General features: G+C 62.4%; 12 protein-coding genes. 8 read left to right on the forward strand and 4 right to left on the reverse strand.

The features are described 5' to 3' along the window. Nucleotides 1-97 precede the first annotated feature (97 nt). The 4 genes from galE to LJ738_RS13375 all read right to left on the reverse strand — a co-directional run bounded on the left by galE (nt 98) and on the right by LJ738_RS13375 (nt 4652). A complete protein-coding gene (galE, locus tag LJ738_RS13360) occupies nt 98-1132 on the reverse strand; it encodes a UDP-glucose 4-epimerase GalE (protein WP_227786870.1) in 1035 nt (344 codons plus the stop codon). Between the two features lie 56 nt (nt 1133-1188). Further along, nucleotides 1189-2484: a nucleotide sugar dehydrogenase gene (locus tag LJ738_RS13365; protein ID WP_068190618.1), complete on the reverse strand. Its 1296-nt coding sequence runs from the start codon at nt 2482-2484 to the stop codon at nt 1189-1191. Nucleotides 2485-2488: 4 nt separating this feature from the next. Beyond that, nucleotides 2489-3115 (reverse strand): acyltransferase, encoded by a 627-nt coding sequence (locus LJ738_RS13370; RefSeq protein ID WP_227786872.1) that lies wholly within the window; start codon nt 3113-3115, stop codon nt 2489-2491. Between the two features lie 94 nt (nt 3116-3209). Next, nucleotides 3210-4652: an aldehyde dehydrogenase gene (locus LJ738_RS13375; RefSeq protein ID WP_227786874.1), complete on the reverse strand. Its 1443-nt coding sequence runs from the start codon at nt 4650-4652 to the stop codon at nt 3210-3212. 268 nt (nt 4653-4920) lie between these two features. Between LJ738_RS13375 and LJ738_RS13380 the strand changes: the two genes are divergently transcribed. The 8 genes from LJ738_RS13380 (at nt 4921) to LJ738_RS13415 (ending at nt 13818) form a co-directional block, all read left to right on the forward strand. Then, a complete protein-coding gene (locus tag LJ738_RS13380; RefSeq protein WP_227786875.1) occupies nt 4921-5646 on the forward strand; it encodes a class I SAM-dependent methyltransferase in 726 nt (241 codons plus the stop codon). Between the two features lie 103 nt (nt 5647-5749). Then, nucleotides 5750-6559, forward strand: a complete 810-nt coding sequence (locus tag LJ738_RS13385) for a dolichyl-phosphate beta-glucosyltransferase (RefSeq protein WP_227786877.1) — start codon at nt 5750-5752, stop codon at nt 6557-6559. Nucleotides 6560-6704: 145 nt separating this feature from the next. Beyond that, on the forward strand, nt 6705-8300 hold the full coding sequence (locus tag LJ738_RS13390; protein ID WP_227786878.1) for a hypothetical protein: 1596 nt from the start codon (nt 6705-6707) through the stop codon (nt 8298-8300). A 20-nt stretch (nt 8301-8320) separates the two neighbouring features. Beyond that, a complete protein-coding gene (locus LJ738_RS13395; protein WP_227786881.1) occupies nt 8321-9679 on the forward strand; it encodes a glycoside hydrolase family 16 protein in 1359 nt (452 codons plus the stop codon). Nucleotides 9680-9829: 150 nt separating this feature from the next. After that, nucleotides 9830-10417 (forward strand): hypothetical protein, encoded by a 588-nt coding sequence (locus LJ738_RS13400; protein WP_227786882.1) that lies wholly within the window; start codon nt 9830-9832, stop codon nt 10415-10417. Nucleotides 10418-10427: 10 nt separating this feature from the next. After that, complete coding sequence (locus LJ738_RS13405) at nt 10428-11765, forward strand: hypothetical protein (RefSeq protein WP_227786884.1); 1338 nt, start codon at nt 10428-10430, stop codon at nt 11763-11765. A gap of 27 nt (nt 11766-11792) precedes the next feature. Next, nucleotides 11793-13202 (forward strand): hypothetical protein, encoded by a 1410-nt coding sequence (locus LJ738_RS13410; RefSeq protein WP_227786885.1) that lies wholly within the window; start codon nt 11793-11795, stop codon nt 13200-13202. A gap of 70 nt (nt 13203-13272) precedes the next feature. Beyond that, on the forward strand, nt 13273-13818 hold the full coding sequence (locus tag LJ738_RS13415; RefSeq protein WP_227786887.1) for a carbohydrate binding domain-containing protein: 546 nt from the start codon (nt 13273-13275) through the stop codon (nt 13816-13818). Nucleotides 13819-13900 lie beyond the last annotated feature (82 nt).

Raw genomic sequence — 13900 nt, forward strand, 5'->3', positions numbered from 1 at the left:
CGAAGCATCTCTACCACGCAACTATTTCCGTCGATTGGATTAGTATTGAGGTAGAGATGCTTCGGCTGCGCTCAGCATGACGGGCTTTTTTAATTATTTACTTGGCTAGTGTCTGCTGCCACTTCCAGGCGCTGGCCAACGAATCAGCTAGCGACGTTTCGGTGCGGAAGCCCAATACTTCGGCAGCCTTGGTGGCATCGGCGTAGATGGCCGGCACGTCGCCAGGCCGACGGGGGCCGATGCTGTAGTTGAGCTTCTGGCCAGTCACCTGCTCAAACGTTTTCACCACTTCCAGCACCGAGTTGCCGTGGCCCGTGCCCACGTTGAATGTCTCCACTGTGTCAGTAGCCTTGTGGTCCAGCAGCCGCTGCACCGCCACCACGTGCGACTTCGCCAAATCCACCACGTGGATGTAGTCGCGAATGTTGGTACCGTCGGGGGTATCGTAGTCGCTGCCATTGATGGTCAGCTTCTCCCGGATGCCAGCGGCCGTCTGGGTAATGAACGGTACCAGATTATTGGGCACCCCTAAGGGCAGTTCACCAATCTTGGCCGACTCGTGCGCGCCAATCGGGTTGAAGTAGCGCAGCAAGATGGTGCGCAGCTTGTTGTCCGGGGCAGCCGCGACATCGTGCACAATGTCTTCGCACATCTGCTTGGTGCGGCCATAAGGCGACGAGGCGGGCTTGGTGGGCGTGGCCTCCGTCACGGGCAGCGCATCGGGGATGCCGTATACGGTGCAGGACGAGGAGAACACCAGATTCTCGACCCCGAATTCGGGCATTACCGCCAGCAGGGCCAGCATCGAGCCCACGTTGTTTTTGAAATAGGCCAGCGGCTTCTGCACTGATTCGCCCACGGCCTTGAAGGCCGCAAAGTGAATGACCCCGGCAATATTGGGCTCGGCCGCGAACACTCCGCGCAGGGCGGCTTCATCCGCGCAATCGATGCGGTAGATGGGCACCGTCGTTCCCAGGATGGATTCGATGCCGGCCAGCGCCGACTCCTGCGAATTGCTGAAGTTATCAACAATGACGGGCTGATAACCTGCCTGGTACAACTCGACTACGGCGTGGGAGCCGATGTAGCCGGCCCCGCCAGTAACGAGAATTTTGGTGCGTGGTGTCGTCATAAGTTAAGGGACTAGACCCTGCGGAGCCAAGTCCACATAGCATCTTTCGGGTTGATTTACAGGCTCCAGTACTGGATATCCTTCATTTTGCCGCGGTACAGGCCTTTGATGTCGACCAGCACAGCGTTGTCCGAGGTGATAGACTGGAAATAGGCTTCGTCCTTGGAGGCGTAGGGCAGGTGGCTTACGGCCACGATAACGGCGTCGTAGTCCGAGCGCACGTCGTCGTTGTGGGTAAGGCGGAAGCCGTATTCGTGGTGCAGCTCGTTGGAGTCGGCGTGCGGGTCCACGATGTCCACGTTCACCGAGAAATTCTTCAACTCCTGGATGACGTCGGCCACTTTGGAGTTGCGGATGTCTTCCACGTTTTCCTTGAAGGTGGCGCCCATCACAAGCACGCGGCTTTTGGCCACGTCCTTGCCTTTTTTAATCATCATCTGCACCGTTTTGCGGGCGATGTAGGCTCCCATGTTGTCGTTAGTGGTGCGGCCGCTCAGGATGACCTTGGCGTCGTAGCCCAACTCTTTGGCCTTGTAGGTGAGGTAGTACGGGTCGACGCCGATGCAGTGCCCGCCTACCAGGCCGGGCGAAAACCGCAGGAAGTTCCACTTCGTGCCGGCCGCCTCCAGCACCTCGTAGGTGTTGATGCTCATGCGGTCGAAAATCATCGACAGCTCATTCATCAGCGCAATGTTGACGTCGCGCTGGGTGTTTTCGATGATTTTGGCGGCCTCAGCCACGCGGATGCTGCTGGCGCGGTGCACGCCGGCGTCTACCACCAGCTCGTACACTTTGGCAATGGTGTCGAGGGCTTCCTGATCGTTGCCGGACACCACCTTCACAATGCGGCGCAGCGTGTGCTCCTTGTCGCCGGGGTTGATGCGCTCGGGTGAGTAGCCCACTTTGAAGTCGTTGGGGAATTTCAGGCCCGAATGGCGCTCCATTACCGGAATGCAGTCTTCCTCGGTACAGCCGGGGTACACGGTACTTTCAAACACCACGTAGTCGCCCTTTTTCAGCACCTTGCCCACCGACGACGAGGCACCGAGCAGCGGCTTGAGGTCGGGCTGGGCGTGCTCGTCGATGGGCGTGGGCACGGCCACGATGTAAAACTGGGCCTGGCGCAGCACTTCCAGCGAATCGGTGAAGGTGATGTCGCAGCCTTCAAAATCCTTTTTTTCCAGCTCACCGCTCGGGTCAATGCCCTGCTTCATCTGTTCTACCCGGGTGGCGTTGATGTCAAAGCCAATGACCTTGAGTTGTTTCGCGAATTCGAGGGCGATGGGCAAGCCCACGTAGCCGAGGCCGATGACGGCCAGCGTGGCCTCTTTGCGCAATAGTTGGTCGTACACGTAGTTAATTTTTCGAGGTTCTTTTTTCGTTTTTCGGGAGCGGGCGCACTGCTTCCGCATTGGCGCTCAACTCGTACTGTTCGCCACTTTCGGGGCAGGTAGCCCGGCGGTTAGCATCAAAGGCCAAGCGGTGGCCATAGGCACTCATCCAGCCTTGCGGGCGGGCGGGGGTGCCGTATACGAGCGCATAAGCTGGAACGTCGTGCGTGACGACGCTGCCCGCTCCCACGAACGCATAGCGCCCCAACCTTACGCCACAAACGATGGTAGCGTTGGCTCCCACGGTTACGCCCTGCTCCAGGTAGGTGGTTTGGTACTGCCCGGCGCCTTTGCGGGGGACGGCGCTGCGCGGGTTTTTCACGTTGGTGAACACCACCGAGGGCCCCAGAAAGACGTCGTCTTCGCAGACAACGCCGCCGTAGAGGCTCACATTGTTCTGCACTTTCACGTTGCGGCCCAGGGTCACGCCGTCGGCCACAAATACATTCTGGCCCAAATTGCACTGCTCCCCGATGTCTGCGCCGGCGCAGACGTGGCTGAAATGCCAAATGCGACTGCCGGGGCCTATCTGGCAGCCCTCGTCGAGGACGGCGGTGGGATGGGCATAGTAATCAGCAGCGGGATGGGGCATTCGGGGCAAACGCTAGTTTCAGCCCGCAAAGGTAAGACGAAGGACGGGCTTAGCCGGGCGGGCGGCGGAAATACGACAGCTAATTGCCCACGGGTCAGAGCTTCACGCACACGTTCTGGGCCTCCGTAAAAAACCGCAGCGCCTCCAAACCGCCTTCGCGGCCGACGCCGGAATTTTTCATACCGCCGAAGGGCGTGCGCAGGTCGCGGTGCAGCCAGGTATTCACCCACACGATGCCGCTGTGCAGAGATTGGGCCACGCGGTGGGCCCGGGTGAGGTTGGTGGTCCAGATAGTGGCCGACAGGCCGTAGTCGGTGCTGTTGGCCCAGGCAATGGCCTCTTCTTCAGTATCGAACGGCGTGAGGGTGACGACTGGCCCAAAAATTTCTTCCTGGTTGGTGCGGCAGTCGTGGGGCAGGTTTTCAAAGACGGTGGGCTCCAGGAAATAGCCCTCGGCGCAGCGGCCGGGCACCGTCACGCGCTTACCCCCGGCCAGGAGGTGGCCGCCTTCTTCGTGGGCCAGATCAATGTAGCTCAACACTTTCTGCAGGTGGGCTTCGCTCACCAGGGCCCCCTGTTTGGTGTCAGGCGCGAGCGGGTCCCCAATCTTCTGGGCTTCGAGCTGCTGAAGAAACTCGGTTTTGAAGGCCTCGTACACGGGCCGCTCAATAAAAATCCGGGAGCCGCACAGGCAAATCTGGCCCTGATTAGAAAAGCTGCTCCGGATGCTGGTGGCCACGGCCGCGGCTAGGTCGCAGTCGGCAAATACAAGGTTGGGGTTTTTGCCGCCTAGTTCCAAACTCAGCTTCTTGAACATGGGCGCGGCCGTGCGGGCCAGGTGCCGCCCCGTGGCCGTGCCGCCCGTGAAGCTGATGGCCTTGATGTCCGGATGCTCCACAATAGCCTGCCCGCAGCCCGGCCCAGTGCCGTGGATAATATTGAGCACGCCCGGCGGCAGGCCGGCCTGCATGCACAACTCGCTCAGCAAAAAGGCTGTGGCCGGCGTGATTTCCGACGGCTTGGCTACCACGCAGCAGCCCACGGCCAGGGCCGGCGCTATCTTCCAGGTGAACAGGTACAGCGGCAGGTTCCAGGGCGAGATGCAGCCCACTACCCCGATGGGGTGGCGCACAGTGTAATTGAGGGCGATGCCCTCTTGCATGTGTGCCTCGGTGGCAAAATGCTCGGCGGCCGTGCCGAAAAAGTGAAAGTTGGAGGCGGCGCGGGGGATGTCCATCACGCGGGCCAGGCTGAGGGGCTTGCCGTTGTCCTGGCTTTCGGCCTGGGCCAGCCGCTCCAGGTTGGCGTCAATCAGGTCGGCTATTTTGACCAGCATGCGGCCGCGCTCCTCGGCGGGCAAGGCGCGCCAGGCGGGCAGGGCGGCTTCGGCGGCGGCCACGGCGGCGGCTACGTCCTCGGGTCCGGAGTTGGGCAGCTGGCCGTAGACCTGGCCGGTAGCGGGCTCGATGTTGTCGAGGTAGCGGCCAGCCAAGGGTGGGACAAGCTGGCCGTTGAGGTAGTTCTGGATGAGTAGCATGGGTAATAAACAAAAAGCAGCGCCCAGAAGAACAGGGCTTGTGCAGAAGCGTCCCCTCTCCCTTGGGTTTGCAATGTAATTGGGAAAGCAAGCACGGCGCGGGCAACCCAGAACGAACGGGCTGTGCATTGGCGGACCCCGAGAGGGCGCTAGCTAGGGCAGTTACGACATTATAGTAGCATGCTCCTACCCCAAAGCATTGTTTGGCAGCTACCCGCCAGTTGGGTGCGGCAAAAGGCACTAAGTTTACGCGGCTGTCACTACTCCTATGGATTTAAAAGAATTGGAAAACGGCGTCAATCCCGACGTCCATTGGTATTACCAAAGCAAAAAGCTGCCTTTGTTTAACTACGCCAAGCAGCTGGTTGGGCGTGGCAAGCCGTTGACCATTGTAGACGTCGGGGCCGGCTCGGGTTTTTTTGCGCTGGAGCTGGAAAAGCACTATGGAGAGGCCATTGCCAAGGTATATCTGGTCGACATCGGGTATTCAGCAGCTGAAATAGCGGCCACTCAAGGACGGAAAATCGAAAAGGTTTTGGCAATTCCGCCCGTCATCGAAAATGGCCTGGTGCTGCTGATGGACGTCCTCGAACACCTTCCCGACGACTTGGCCATGCTGCAATCCATTAAGGCAGCCTGCGTCGGAGAAGAAAACCACTTCTTCATAACCGTGCCCGCGTTCCGCTCGCTGTGGAGCGGGCACGACGTGTTTCTGGGCCACTACCGCCGCTACCGCATTCCAATGCTGCGAGGGGTACTGACGAAAGCCAACTTCCGCAGCATCAAAAACTACTACTTGTACGGCAGCTTATTCCCACTGATATGGGCCGTTCGGCAACTGAGCAACCTCCGGCAGCAAGACGCCGCCTCCAACATGCGGCCGGCTTCTCCGGCCGTCAACCGCGTGCTGCTGGGCCTTACCAGCGCCGAAATGAAGCTAACTACGGCCAATAAGCTCTTCGGCGTCACGTGCGTGGCCGAGGGAAGAATTTAAGCGTCGTGGGAGCGGACTCCGGTTCATCTTTGGATAATTTAAGTCAAGTATTTTCACGGCTTGAACTTCCTCGCAGTTAGTCGACGATTAATTCCTCTTCCCTTTGCACGTTCTTTCCTTCGTCATTCCAGCTTACAACGAGGCCGCACGGATAGGCAACACCCTGAAACAGGTGCTCGCCTACCTCCAGACGCAGCCTTACAGCAGCGAGGTAATCATCGTCGACGACGGGTCGACCGATGGCACGGCCCAGGTTGTTGAGGACATCATTGCTTCCCACGCCTTCCACATTCCCTGCCGCCTGGTGAGCTATTCGCCCAATCGGGGCAAAGGCTACGCCGTACGCCAGGGCTTGCTGGCCGCCGAGGGCACCGTTGCGCTGTTCTCGGATGCCGACTTGTCGACGCCGGTTACGGACTTGCCCTTATTGCTGACGCCGATTCTGGCGGGGGAGTTCGATGTGGTATTTGGGTCCCGGGCCTTGGACCGCAGCCTCATTGGGGTGCACCAGCCGTGGCTGCGGGAGCAAAGCGGCCGGTTTTTCAATCTGGTAATGCGGCTGGCCACTGGGCTGCCTTACGCGGATACGCAGTGCGGCTTTAAAGCCTTCCGGCTGGGGGTATGCCGCCCCATCGTAGCCGGCGCCACCCTCGACCGGTTTGGCTTCGACGTTGAGCTGCTGTACCTCGCCCACCGCGCCGGGCTGCGCCTTTGCGAACAGCCAGTGCGCTGGAACGACGCCACCGGCAGCAAGGTGGGCTTACTTAACGGCCTCGATGGGTTTCGCGAGTTGCGGCAACTGCGCCGCCGCGCGCAGGAGGGCCACTACGACAACGCATTGCGCGGCACGCGCGAGGCCATGGCCCGGCCCGCGGCAATAACAACTAACGACCCTTTGTCCACCATCGAATAAAGCCAACACGTGCTGCTTGCGCTGGGCCGGAGCTTGCGGCACCGCATCCTGCCTTCCCGCGGCGCGGTGCTGATTTATTTTTAGCCCAACCTTTATAAAAGGCAGCTTCCTATCCCCGCCTTCCGGCTCGCTTTCTATCAACTTCATGCCCGACTTTTCCCGTTCTTCTCCTATCCAACGGTGGGTGGTGCCAGCCTTTTTTGCGGCGGTGCTGGTGATGGGCTTACTGCTTTATCGCGACTACGGGTTTTCGATGGACGAAAATCAGCAGCGCGACACCGGCATGGTATCGCTCAAGCACGTGGCCCAAAAAATCGCGCCGGCCTGGGTAGCGGCCGACCACGATTTTGACCGCTACCAGACGCCGCTGATGGAATATTTCGACTGCGACTACGGGGTAGCCTTCGAAACGCCGGTGTCGTTGCTGGAGCGCCTGCTGGGCTACAACGACATCCGCCATAAGTTCCTGCTGCGGCATTTGTGCACATTTCTGGTGTGTTTCGGCGGGCTCATCGCCCTGTACCAACTGGCGCGGCGACGCTTTGCCGACTGGCGGGTTGGGCTGCTGGCGGCGCTGTGGCTGCTGCTCTCGCCGCGGCTCTTTGCCGACTTTTTCTACAACGACAAGGACGCCGTGTTCTTGGCCTTCTTCATCATCGCCACAAACACCGGCGTTCGGCTGCTGCTGCGGCCCACCGCGGGCCGCATCTTCTGGCATGCACTGGCCTGCGCCATCACCATCGACGTGCGCATCATGGGCATTCTGCTGCCCCTGGCCACGGTGGGCATGCTGGCATGGCGCGGCCTGCTCGGTGAGCTGAAATGGCCGCGCGTGCTGGGGGCCGGCGCTGCGTACGGCGTGCTGACGAGCGGCCTGGTGGTTTTGTTCTGGCCGTATTTGTGGTCCAACCCGCTCGAGAATTTCCTGGCGGCTTTTCATAATATGAGTGCTTTCCGGTGGGGCGGCTCGGTGCTGTATATGGGCGACATGACGATGGCCACGGAGCTGCCCTGGCACTACGCCCCGGTCTGGATTGCCCTCACCACGCCGCTGCTGTACCTGGGCGCGGGCCTGCTGGGCATGGGGCTGGTTGTGGGCGAGATGGTGCGCCAGCGCTGGCGCCTGTGGGCCGGCGAAGAGCAGATGCAGGACGTGCTGTTTCTGGCGCTGTGCCTGGGCCCGCTGCTGGCCGTCATTGTGCTGCACTCGGTGCTTTACGATGGCTGGCGGCAGCTCTATTTTGTTTATCCGCCCTTTCTGTTGCTGGCTGTGCGCGGGTGGGTGGCCGCCGCGCAATGGCGGCCCCGCTGGGCCTACTGGCCCCAGGCCGTGCGCGCCGCCACCGCCCTCGGGATGCTGGCAGTGGCTGTGCAAATGGTACGCGACCATCCCTACCAGAACGTGTACTTCAACCTGCTGGCCGGCCGCCACGTGGCCGAGCGGTTCGAGATGGATTATTGGGGCCTGGGCTATCAGGAAGACCTGCAGTACATCGCCACCCACGACCCGCGGCCGTCCATTGCAGTGTATGCGCCGCCGCCCAGTCCCACGGCCATGGCCCGCGAAATGCTGCCCAGCCCCCTGCGCGACCGGCTGGTGATAGTAGATAGCCCCGAGGCCGCCGATTACTACATCACCAGCTACCGCTGGCACCCCGAGCCGTACCCCTACCCCAACGAGGTATACCAAATCCGGGCCGACGGCCGGCGCATGCATTCGGTGTTCCGGTTGCGATGGTAACGGCTGCTTCCTTTAAGCATTTGAGCCACTGGCAACGCTGGGGTAAGTACTGGTTGCTGGTGGCCTTGCTCACTAGCCGGGCGGCCCCAGCCCGCGCCCAGGGCCCACCCAACTACGCCGATTACAAGCTGCTGTGGGCCGAGGAATTCAATAAGGATGGCGACAGCACCCTGCTGGCGCCGCGCTGGGGCTTTGCCTACCCCTGGGGCCGCAACATTGTGGGCAATGCCGAAACCGAGTACTATACGGGCACGGAGGTTCACACCCGCGGCGGGCTGCTGTACCTCACGGCAACCCGGCTGGCGCAGCCCCGGCGCTACCAGCTGGGCTCGGAGGTGCGGCAGCTGCGCTACACGGCGGGCATGCTGCACAGCCTGCTACCGGGGCTCGACTCGCTGCGGCTGGCGCCGTGCCCGCCCACGCCGGGCGGCTTCGGCTACGGCATGTTCGAAGTGCGCTGCCGGTTGCCCAAGGGCTACGGGGCGTTTCCGGCGTTCTGGCTGGCCGGGCACGATGAATTCGACATTTTTGAGGCTGCCGACGGCGGCTTCGGCAACAACGCCGTGGCCCATGCCAACGGATACTGGCGGCCGGCGCTGGCCCAGGCGCAGGCCTGCCAATGCCTTTTTTACTCCACCGTACCGGGGCATTTTTCCACGTATTTCCATACCTACACCCTTCGCTGGGAGCCGGGCCAGCTCACGTTTTACTTCGATGGCGTGCCCATTCGGCGCGAAACCCGCTTTCGCACGTTGGGCTGCCCGCTCAACCTGATTGTGAACCTGGCCATGTGGAACTGGGCTTCGCCCGCGCACGACACCCTGGCCGTCGATTACATCCGGGTGTGGCAGCCCCGCCACCCGCCGGCGTTCAGCTTTGCGGTGGGTGACTACCGCCAGCCGCCCGTGGGCTACGGGGCCATGCCCCGGTGGGAGCCCCGGGGCTTCGTGCCGCCACCCGGCCTGCAAACCTGGACGCTGGCCCCCGACTCGCTTGGCCGCCTCCGGCTCAACCTTACCGACAACAATAACCCGCCCTGCAGCGGCTGGCAGGCCCTGCCCACCGCCATGGGCTGGCGCACGCCGTGGCTGGTGCCGCGCCTGCGCGAGGCCCCCGCCACCCAGCTCAACTTTGGCGGAACGGCCGACCTGGCCTGGGCCCTTACCGACGGGTGCGGGCAGGTGCTGCTGGCGGGCACCGCGCCGGCGGGCCAGCCGTGGCGCCCGCGCTGGCCGGAGTGGCTCCCCCCGGGCGCGTACCGGCTGCAGCTACGGCTGCTGAAAACCCCGGGCCCAGCCGTCTGGCACCCGCTTTATATCGTCGACTTCCCCACCCTGACCCCGGATTCGGCCTGGCTGGCGGCCCCAGCCGGTCCCTAGACCGGGGGCCAGCCCAACCGGGCCTATTCGTACCGTACTTTGACCTCAACAATGGCCCTACCCCGGCCCCGCCGTTCGGCTTTTGCTTTTTTACAGAAGTTGAGCTGGCTCTTCCCCTGGCTTATCAATCCTCGCTTGCCCTTGCCAATAATGCGCTACCTGTTACTGTCTAAGAAAAAGGGGCTGGCTGTCGCTCTCACGGGGTTGGGCTGGATAATACTGGCCGCGGGAGGGGCAGCATGTAGCCGCCACGACCCCGCCGATGGCACCTGGATAGGCGACGACGTGACCCGCAACGATTTTGAAGCCGTGGCCGGCTGGGGCGGCGCCGACCGCTCGACCCTCACCCGCGACCATGCCCACTCCGGCCGCTACGCCGTGCTCGTGGACTCGACCCACGCCACGGGTCTTATGTTCGACCTGCCGCTGTACGAAGCCAGTGTGCACACGCTGCAAGCCGTGGAAGTAGAGGCCTGGGTGTACCTGCCCCATGAGAAAGCCGACGCCGCCCTGCAAGTAGAAGCCGTGGCGGAAGGCAGCACCGCGCCGCTTTACACGGAGCAGCTGCCCTTGCTGTCACAGGTCAGCGACTTTAAGCGGTGGACGCGGGTGCAGCACATTTTCCACCTGCCCGGGGGGCTACCCGGCAGCACGCACCTGCGCCTGTACCTGAAACGGGGCACGAACCCGGGCCCGGTGTACCTCGACGACATTCGGGTGAAAGCCCGCGAATGGTAGCTTTCGCGCTGTGCTTAGTCCTTCCCCTTCCTTAGTAAGTCGCTGGCGGTCCATTCGCCCCATTGTTTGGCAACTGGGGGCGTATGCCGCCTTCTGGGCTCAGGTAAGCCTGTTTACAGACCTGCGTGGGCATTTCAGCCCCTACCTGCAGCCGCTGCTGCTGGCGGGCGCGGCGCTTCTGCTCAGTTTGTTTGCAGTGCTGCATTTTTTGCACCGGCCGGCGCCGGAGGCGCTTTCTCCGGCCCGCAGCGCCAACCGCCTGGTCTGGGGTGGGCTGGCCCTGCTACTGGGCGGGGCCTGGGTACTCTACTACCAGGCGCCCAACATTGTAAACAGCCCCGTTGACGTCCGCTATTCCGACGTTATTCCCATCGTACAGAACTACGTGGGCCGCTTCCGGAGCGGGGAAGTTGTGTACCGCTACATCACCAATCTGCCTTACCCGTTATTTCCCAACCATTTGCCTTTGCAGTGGCTGCCCTACGTGCTGCCCGACGAGCTGGGGCTCGACTACCGGTGGTGGAGCCTGGGCTTGCTGCTGCTGCTGGGCTTTGGGGCGTGGCAGGTGGCCCTGGCGCAGCAGCGCATCGGGTGGCTGGAGTTTGCGCTGAAGGCGTTGTTGCCGGCTTTTGTGCTGGTTCGCATCCTTAAACACGACCCCTTCATCTACGCACAGGTGCTGGAGCCGACCATTATTGCGTATTACTGTGTGCTGGCGGCCAGCGTATTGTCGCGCTCGGCCCTGGCGCAGGCGGCGGCCCTAGTGCTGTGCTTGCTGTCGCGCTACTCGGTGGTGTTGTGGGTGCCATTCTATATCTGGGTGCTGTGGCGGGAGGCGGGCCGGCGGCACGCGCTGGTGGTGGCGGGCCTCACGCTGCTAGGCATCGTGGGGCTGTACGTGGTCCCTTTCCTGTCGAAGGACTGGACCATCTTTACCCACGCGCTGAACGAATACCGCATTGCCACGGTGGGCGAGTGGAGCCGCTCCGACGGCCCCGGCGGCAACCCCGACCATATTTTCAACGGCCTGGGCATGGCCTCCTGGTTTTACAGCTATGCCCCCGGCGACCTGCTCCACAAGATTACCTGGCTGCAGCGCATCCACCTGCTGGCCGGTAGCGCCACCGTGCTGGCCGGGGCGGCGCTGTACTGGCGCCTGCGCCACCGCCTCGACTACCGCCTGCTGGCGCTGGTGGCGCTGCAGCTCTACCTCACGGTCTTTTACCTGTTCCTGCAGATTCCCTATGCCTACCTGTTTTCGCTCACGCTGTTCACCTCGGCTTTTCTGGTGCTGGCGGTAGGTGGGAGCTGGTGGCGGCCGGCGCCGGTAGCGCAGGCGCCGGTCTAGCTTTGGCGTTTTCTCCTTCTGTACCACATGGCCTTGACTCTTTATTTTCGCTGGTCCCGTCTGCTTTGGTTGTTGCTGGCCAGCCTGGTACTGTTGTACGCGGGCCTCTACAACGGCTTTCCCCTGGTCACGTCCGACACCGGCACCTACCTCAACAGCGCCCTGAATCTCACCGTACCCGACGACCGGCCCATTACCTACGGGCTGTTTGCAAGGGCTGCCGCGCTGGGCTTTTCGCTGTGGTTCGTTGTCTTTTTTCAGTGCCTGATACTCGGCGGGTTGATGCTGCGCTACATCCGCGAGTTTGCGCCCCGGGTCGCGCACCCGGCGGCGCAGCTGGCCCTGCTCACGCTGGGGGTTTGGGCCACGGGCGTGTCGTGGTTCAGCAGCCAGCTCATGCCCGATATTTTCACGCCGATTGGGCTGATGGCGCTGGCACTGGTTTTGCTCGGCCGCACCCGCTCGGGCCTGGAGCGCGCCGCCTGGCTGGCCCTGGCGCTGCTGGCCGGCCTGATGCACACGTCTAACCTGCTCACCTTTAGCCTGGTCGTTTTCGGGTTTGGCCTGGGAGCGTGGCGAGGGGGCTGGTTTTCGCGGGGCTTGCTGCGCCGGCGCGACTGGCAGCTGGCCACGGCCGTGGTGCTGGCGGGGTGGCTGGCGCTGCCCACCTTGCACCTGGCCTTCGGTGGAGGGTTCACGCTGTCGCGCGCTTCGCCGGCGTTTCTCATGGCCCGGCTCAACGAGTCCGGCATTCTGGAGCGGTTCCTCGACCGCGAATGCGCCACCGGCAACTACGCCCTGTGCGCCTACCGCGACAAGCTGCCCAACGACGCCATTACGTTTATGTGGGACGCCAACAGCCCCCTGAACCTGGCCGGCGGCTGGAACGCCACGCGCCCCGAGTACCAGCACATTATCGGCCAAATAGCCCGCTCGCCGCGCTACTACCCTTACCTAGCGTCGGAAGCCGCCCAAGCCACGCTCCGCCAGCTCACCCACGTGGGGCTGGGCGATGGCCTCACGCCGTTTCGGGAAAATACCAACCCCTACTGGAAGGTGGGCGAATTCCGCACCTACGAGCTCAAGGAGTACCTGTCCTCGATGCAAAATCATAACCTACTGTCGTTTACCAGCCTCAACGAGCGAGTATACCTAGCCTACGTGCTGGCCCTGCTGGCAGGGCTGCTGGGGCTGAGCAGCCCCATGGTGCGCCGGTGGGCTGGCGCGCCTACGGCCCTGCTGCTCACGGTGCTGGGCCTGGGCATCGTGGCCAATGCCTTGGTAACCGGCGCCCTGGCCAATGTGCTCGACCGCCTGCAGGCCCGCACCGCCTGGCTCCTGCCGTTTGTGGTGCTGGTGCTGGCCACCGAAATGCTCCTCACGTGGTGGGCGGCCCGGCGCGCGCCGGCTCCTGAGCCCGTTTTCACCCCCGAATAAATGATTTCGGACCGATGACGGGCATTGCAAGCTCGTGTATACCTTTGGCTTGTTTAGCACCTGTCTTCTTATGAAATTCACTACCCTACTGGCCTTGTTGGCCACTGCGACCGCCGTTGCGGCCTGCGGCGACGACACCAAAAAGAACACTTCCGAGGGCACCCTGGTCACGGAGAACGATTTCGAAAGCACGGCAGGCTGGGGCGTCGACCCCGCCGCGCTTTCCCGCGAGCAAGCCCACTCCGGCACCTATTCCATTTACATCGACCCTGCCCGCGAGTTCAGCCTGACTTACGAGAATTCGCTGGGCCAGCTTAGCCCCCAGAAGTTCAAGAAAATTCGCCTCAGCGCCTGGGTCTACCTGCAAAGCCCCAAGGGCAACGGCTCGCTGGGCATCCAAATCACCGACCCGGCCCAAGGCAACAAGTCCGTTAGCGGCGAGGGCATTGGCTTGGCCGAAGTGGTGAAAAAATACAATACCTGGGTGCAGGTGAGCAAGGACATGGTACTGCCCGACAACATCACGTCGGCCAACCACCTCAAAGTGTTTTTGTGGCGCGGTATGGCCACCCAGGCCGTCTACGCCGACGACATTCGCATCAGCATCCTCGAATAGCCCCGCGGCGGGCGCCAGCCGTTGCATCACACTGGTCTTGGCCCGCGGCTGCCTACAGCCGCGGGCCTGTTTTTGCGTAATT

The sequence above is a fragment of the Hymenobacter plasmatis genome, assembly GCF_020711255.1.
Classification (GTDB): domain Bacteria; phylum Bacteroidota; class Bacteroidia; order Cytophagales; family Hymenobacteraceae; genus Hymenobacter.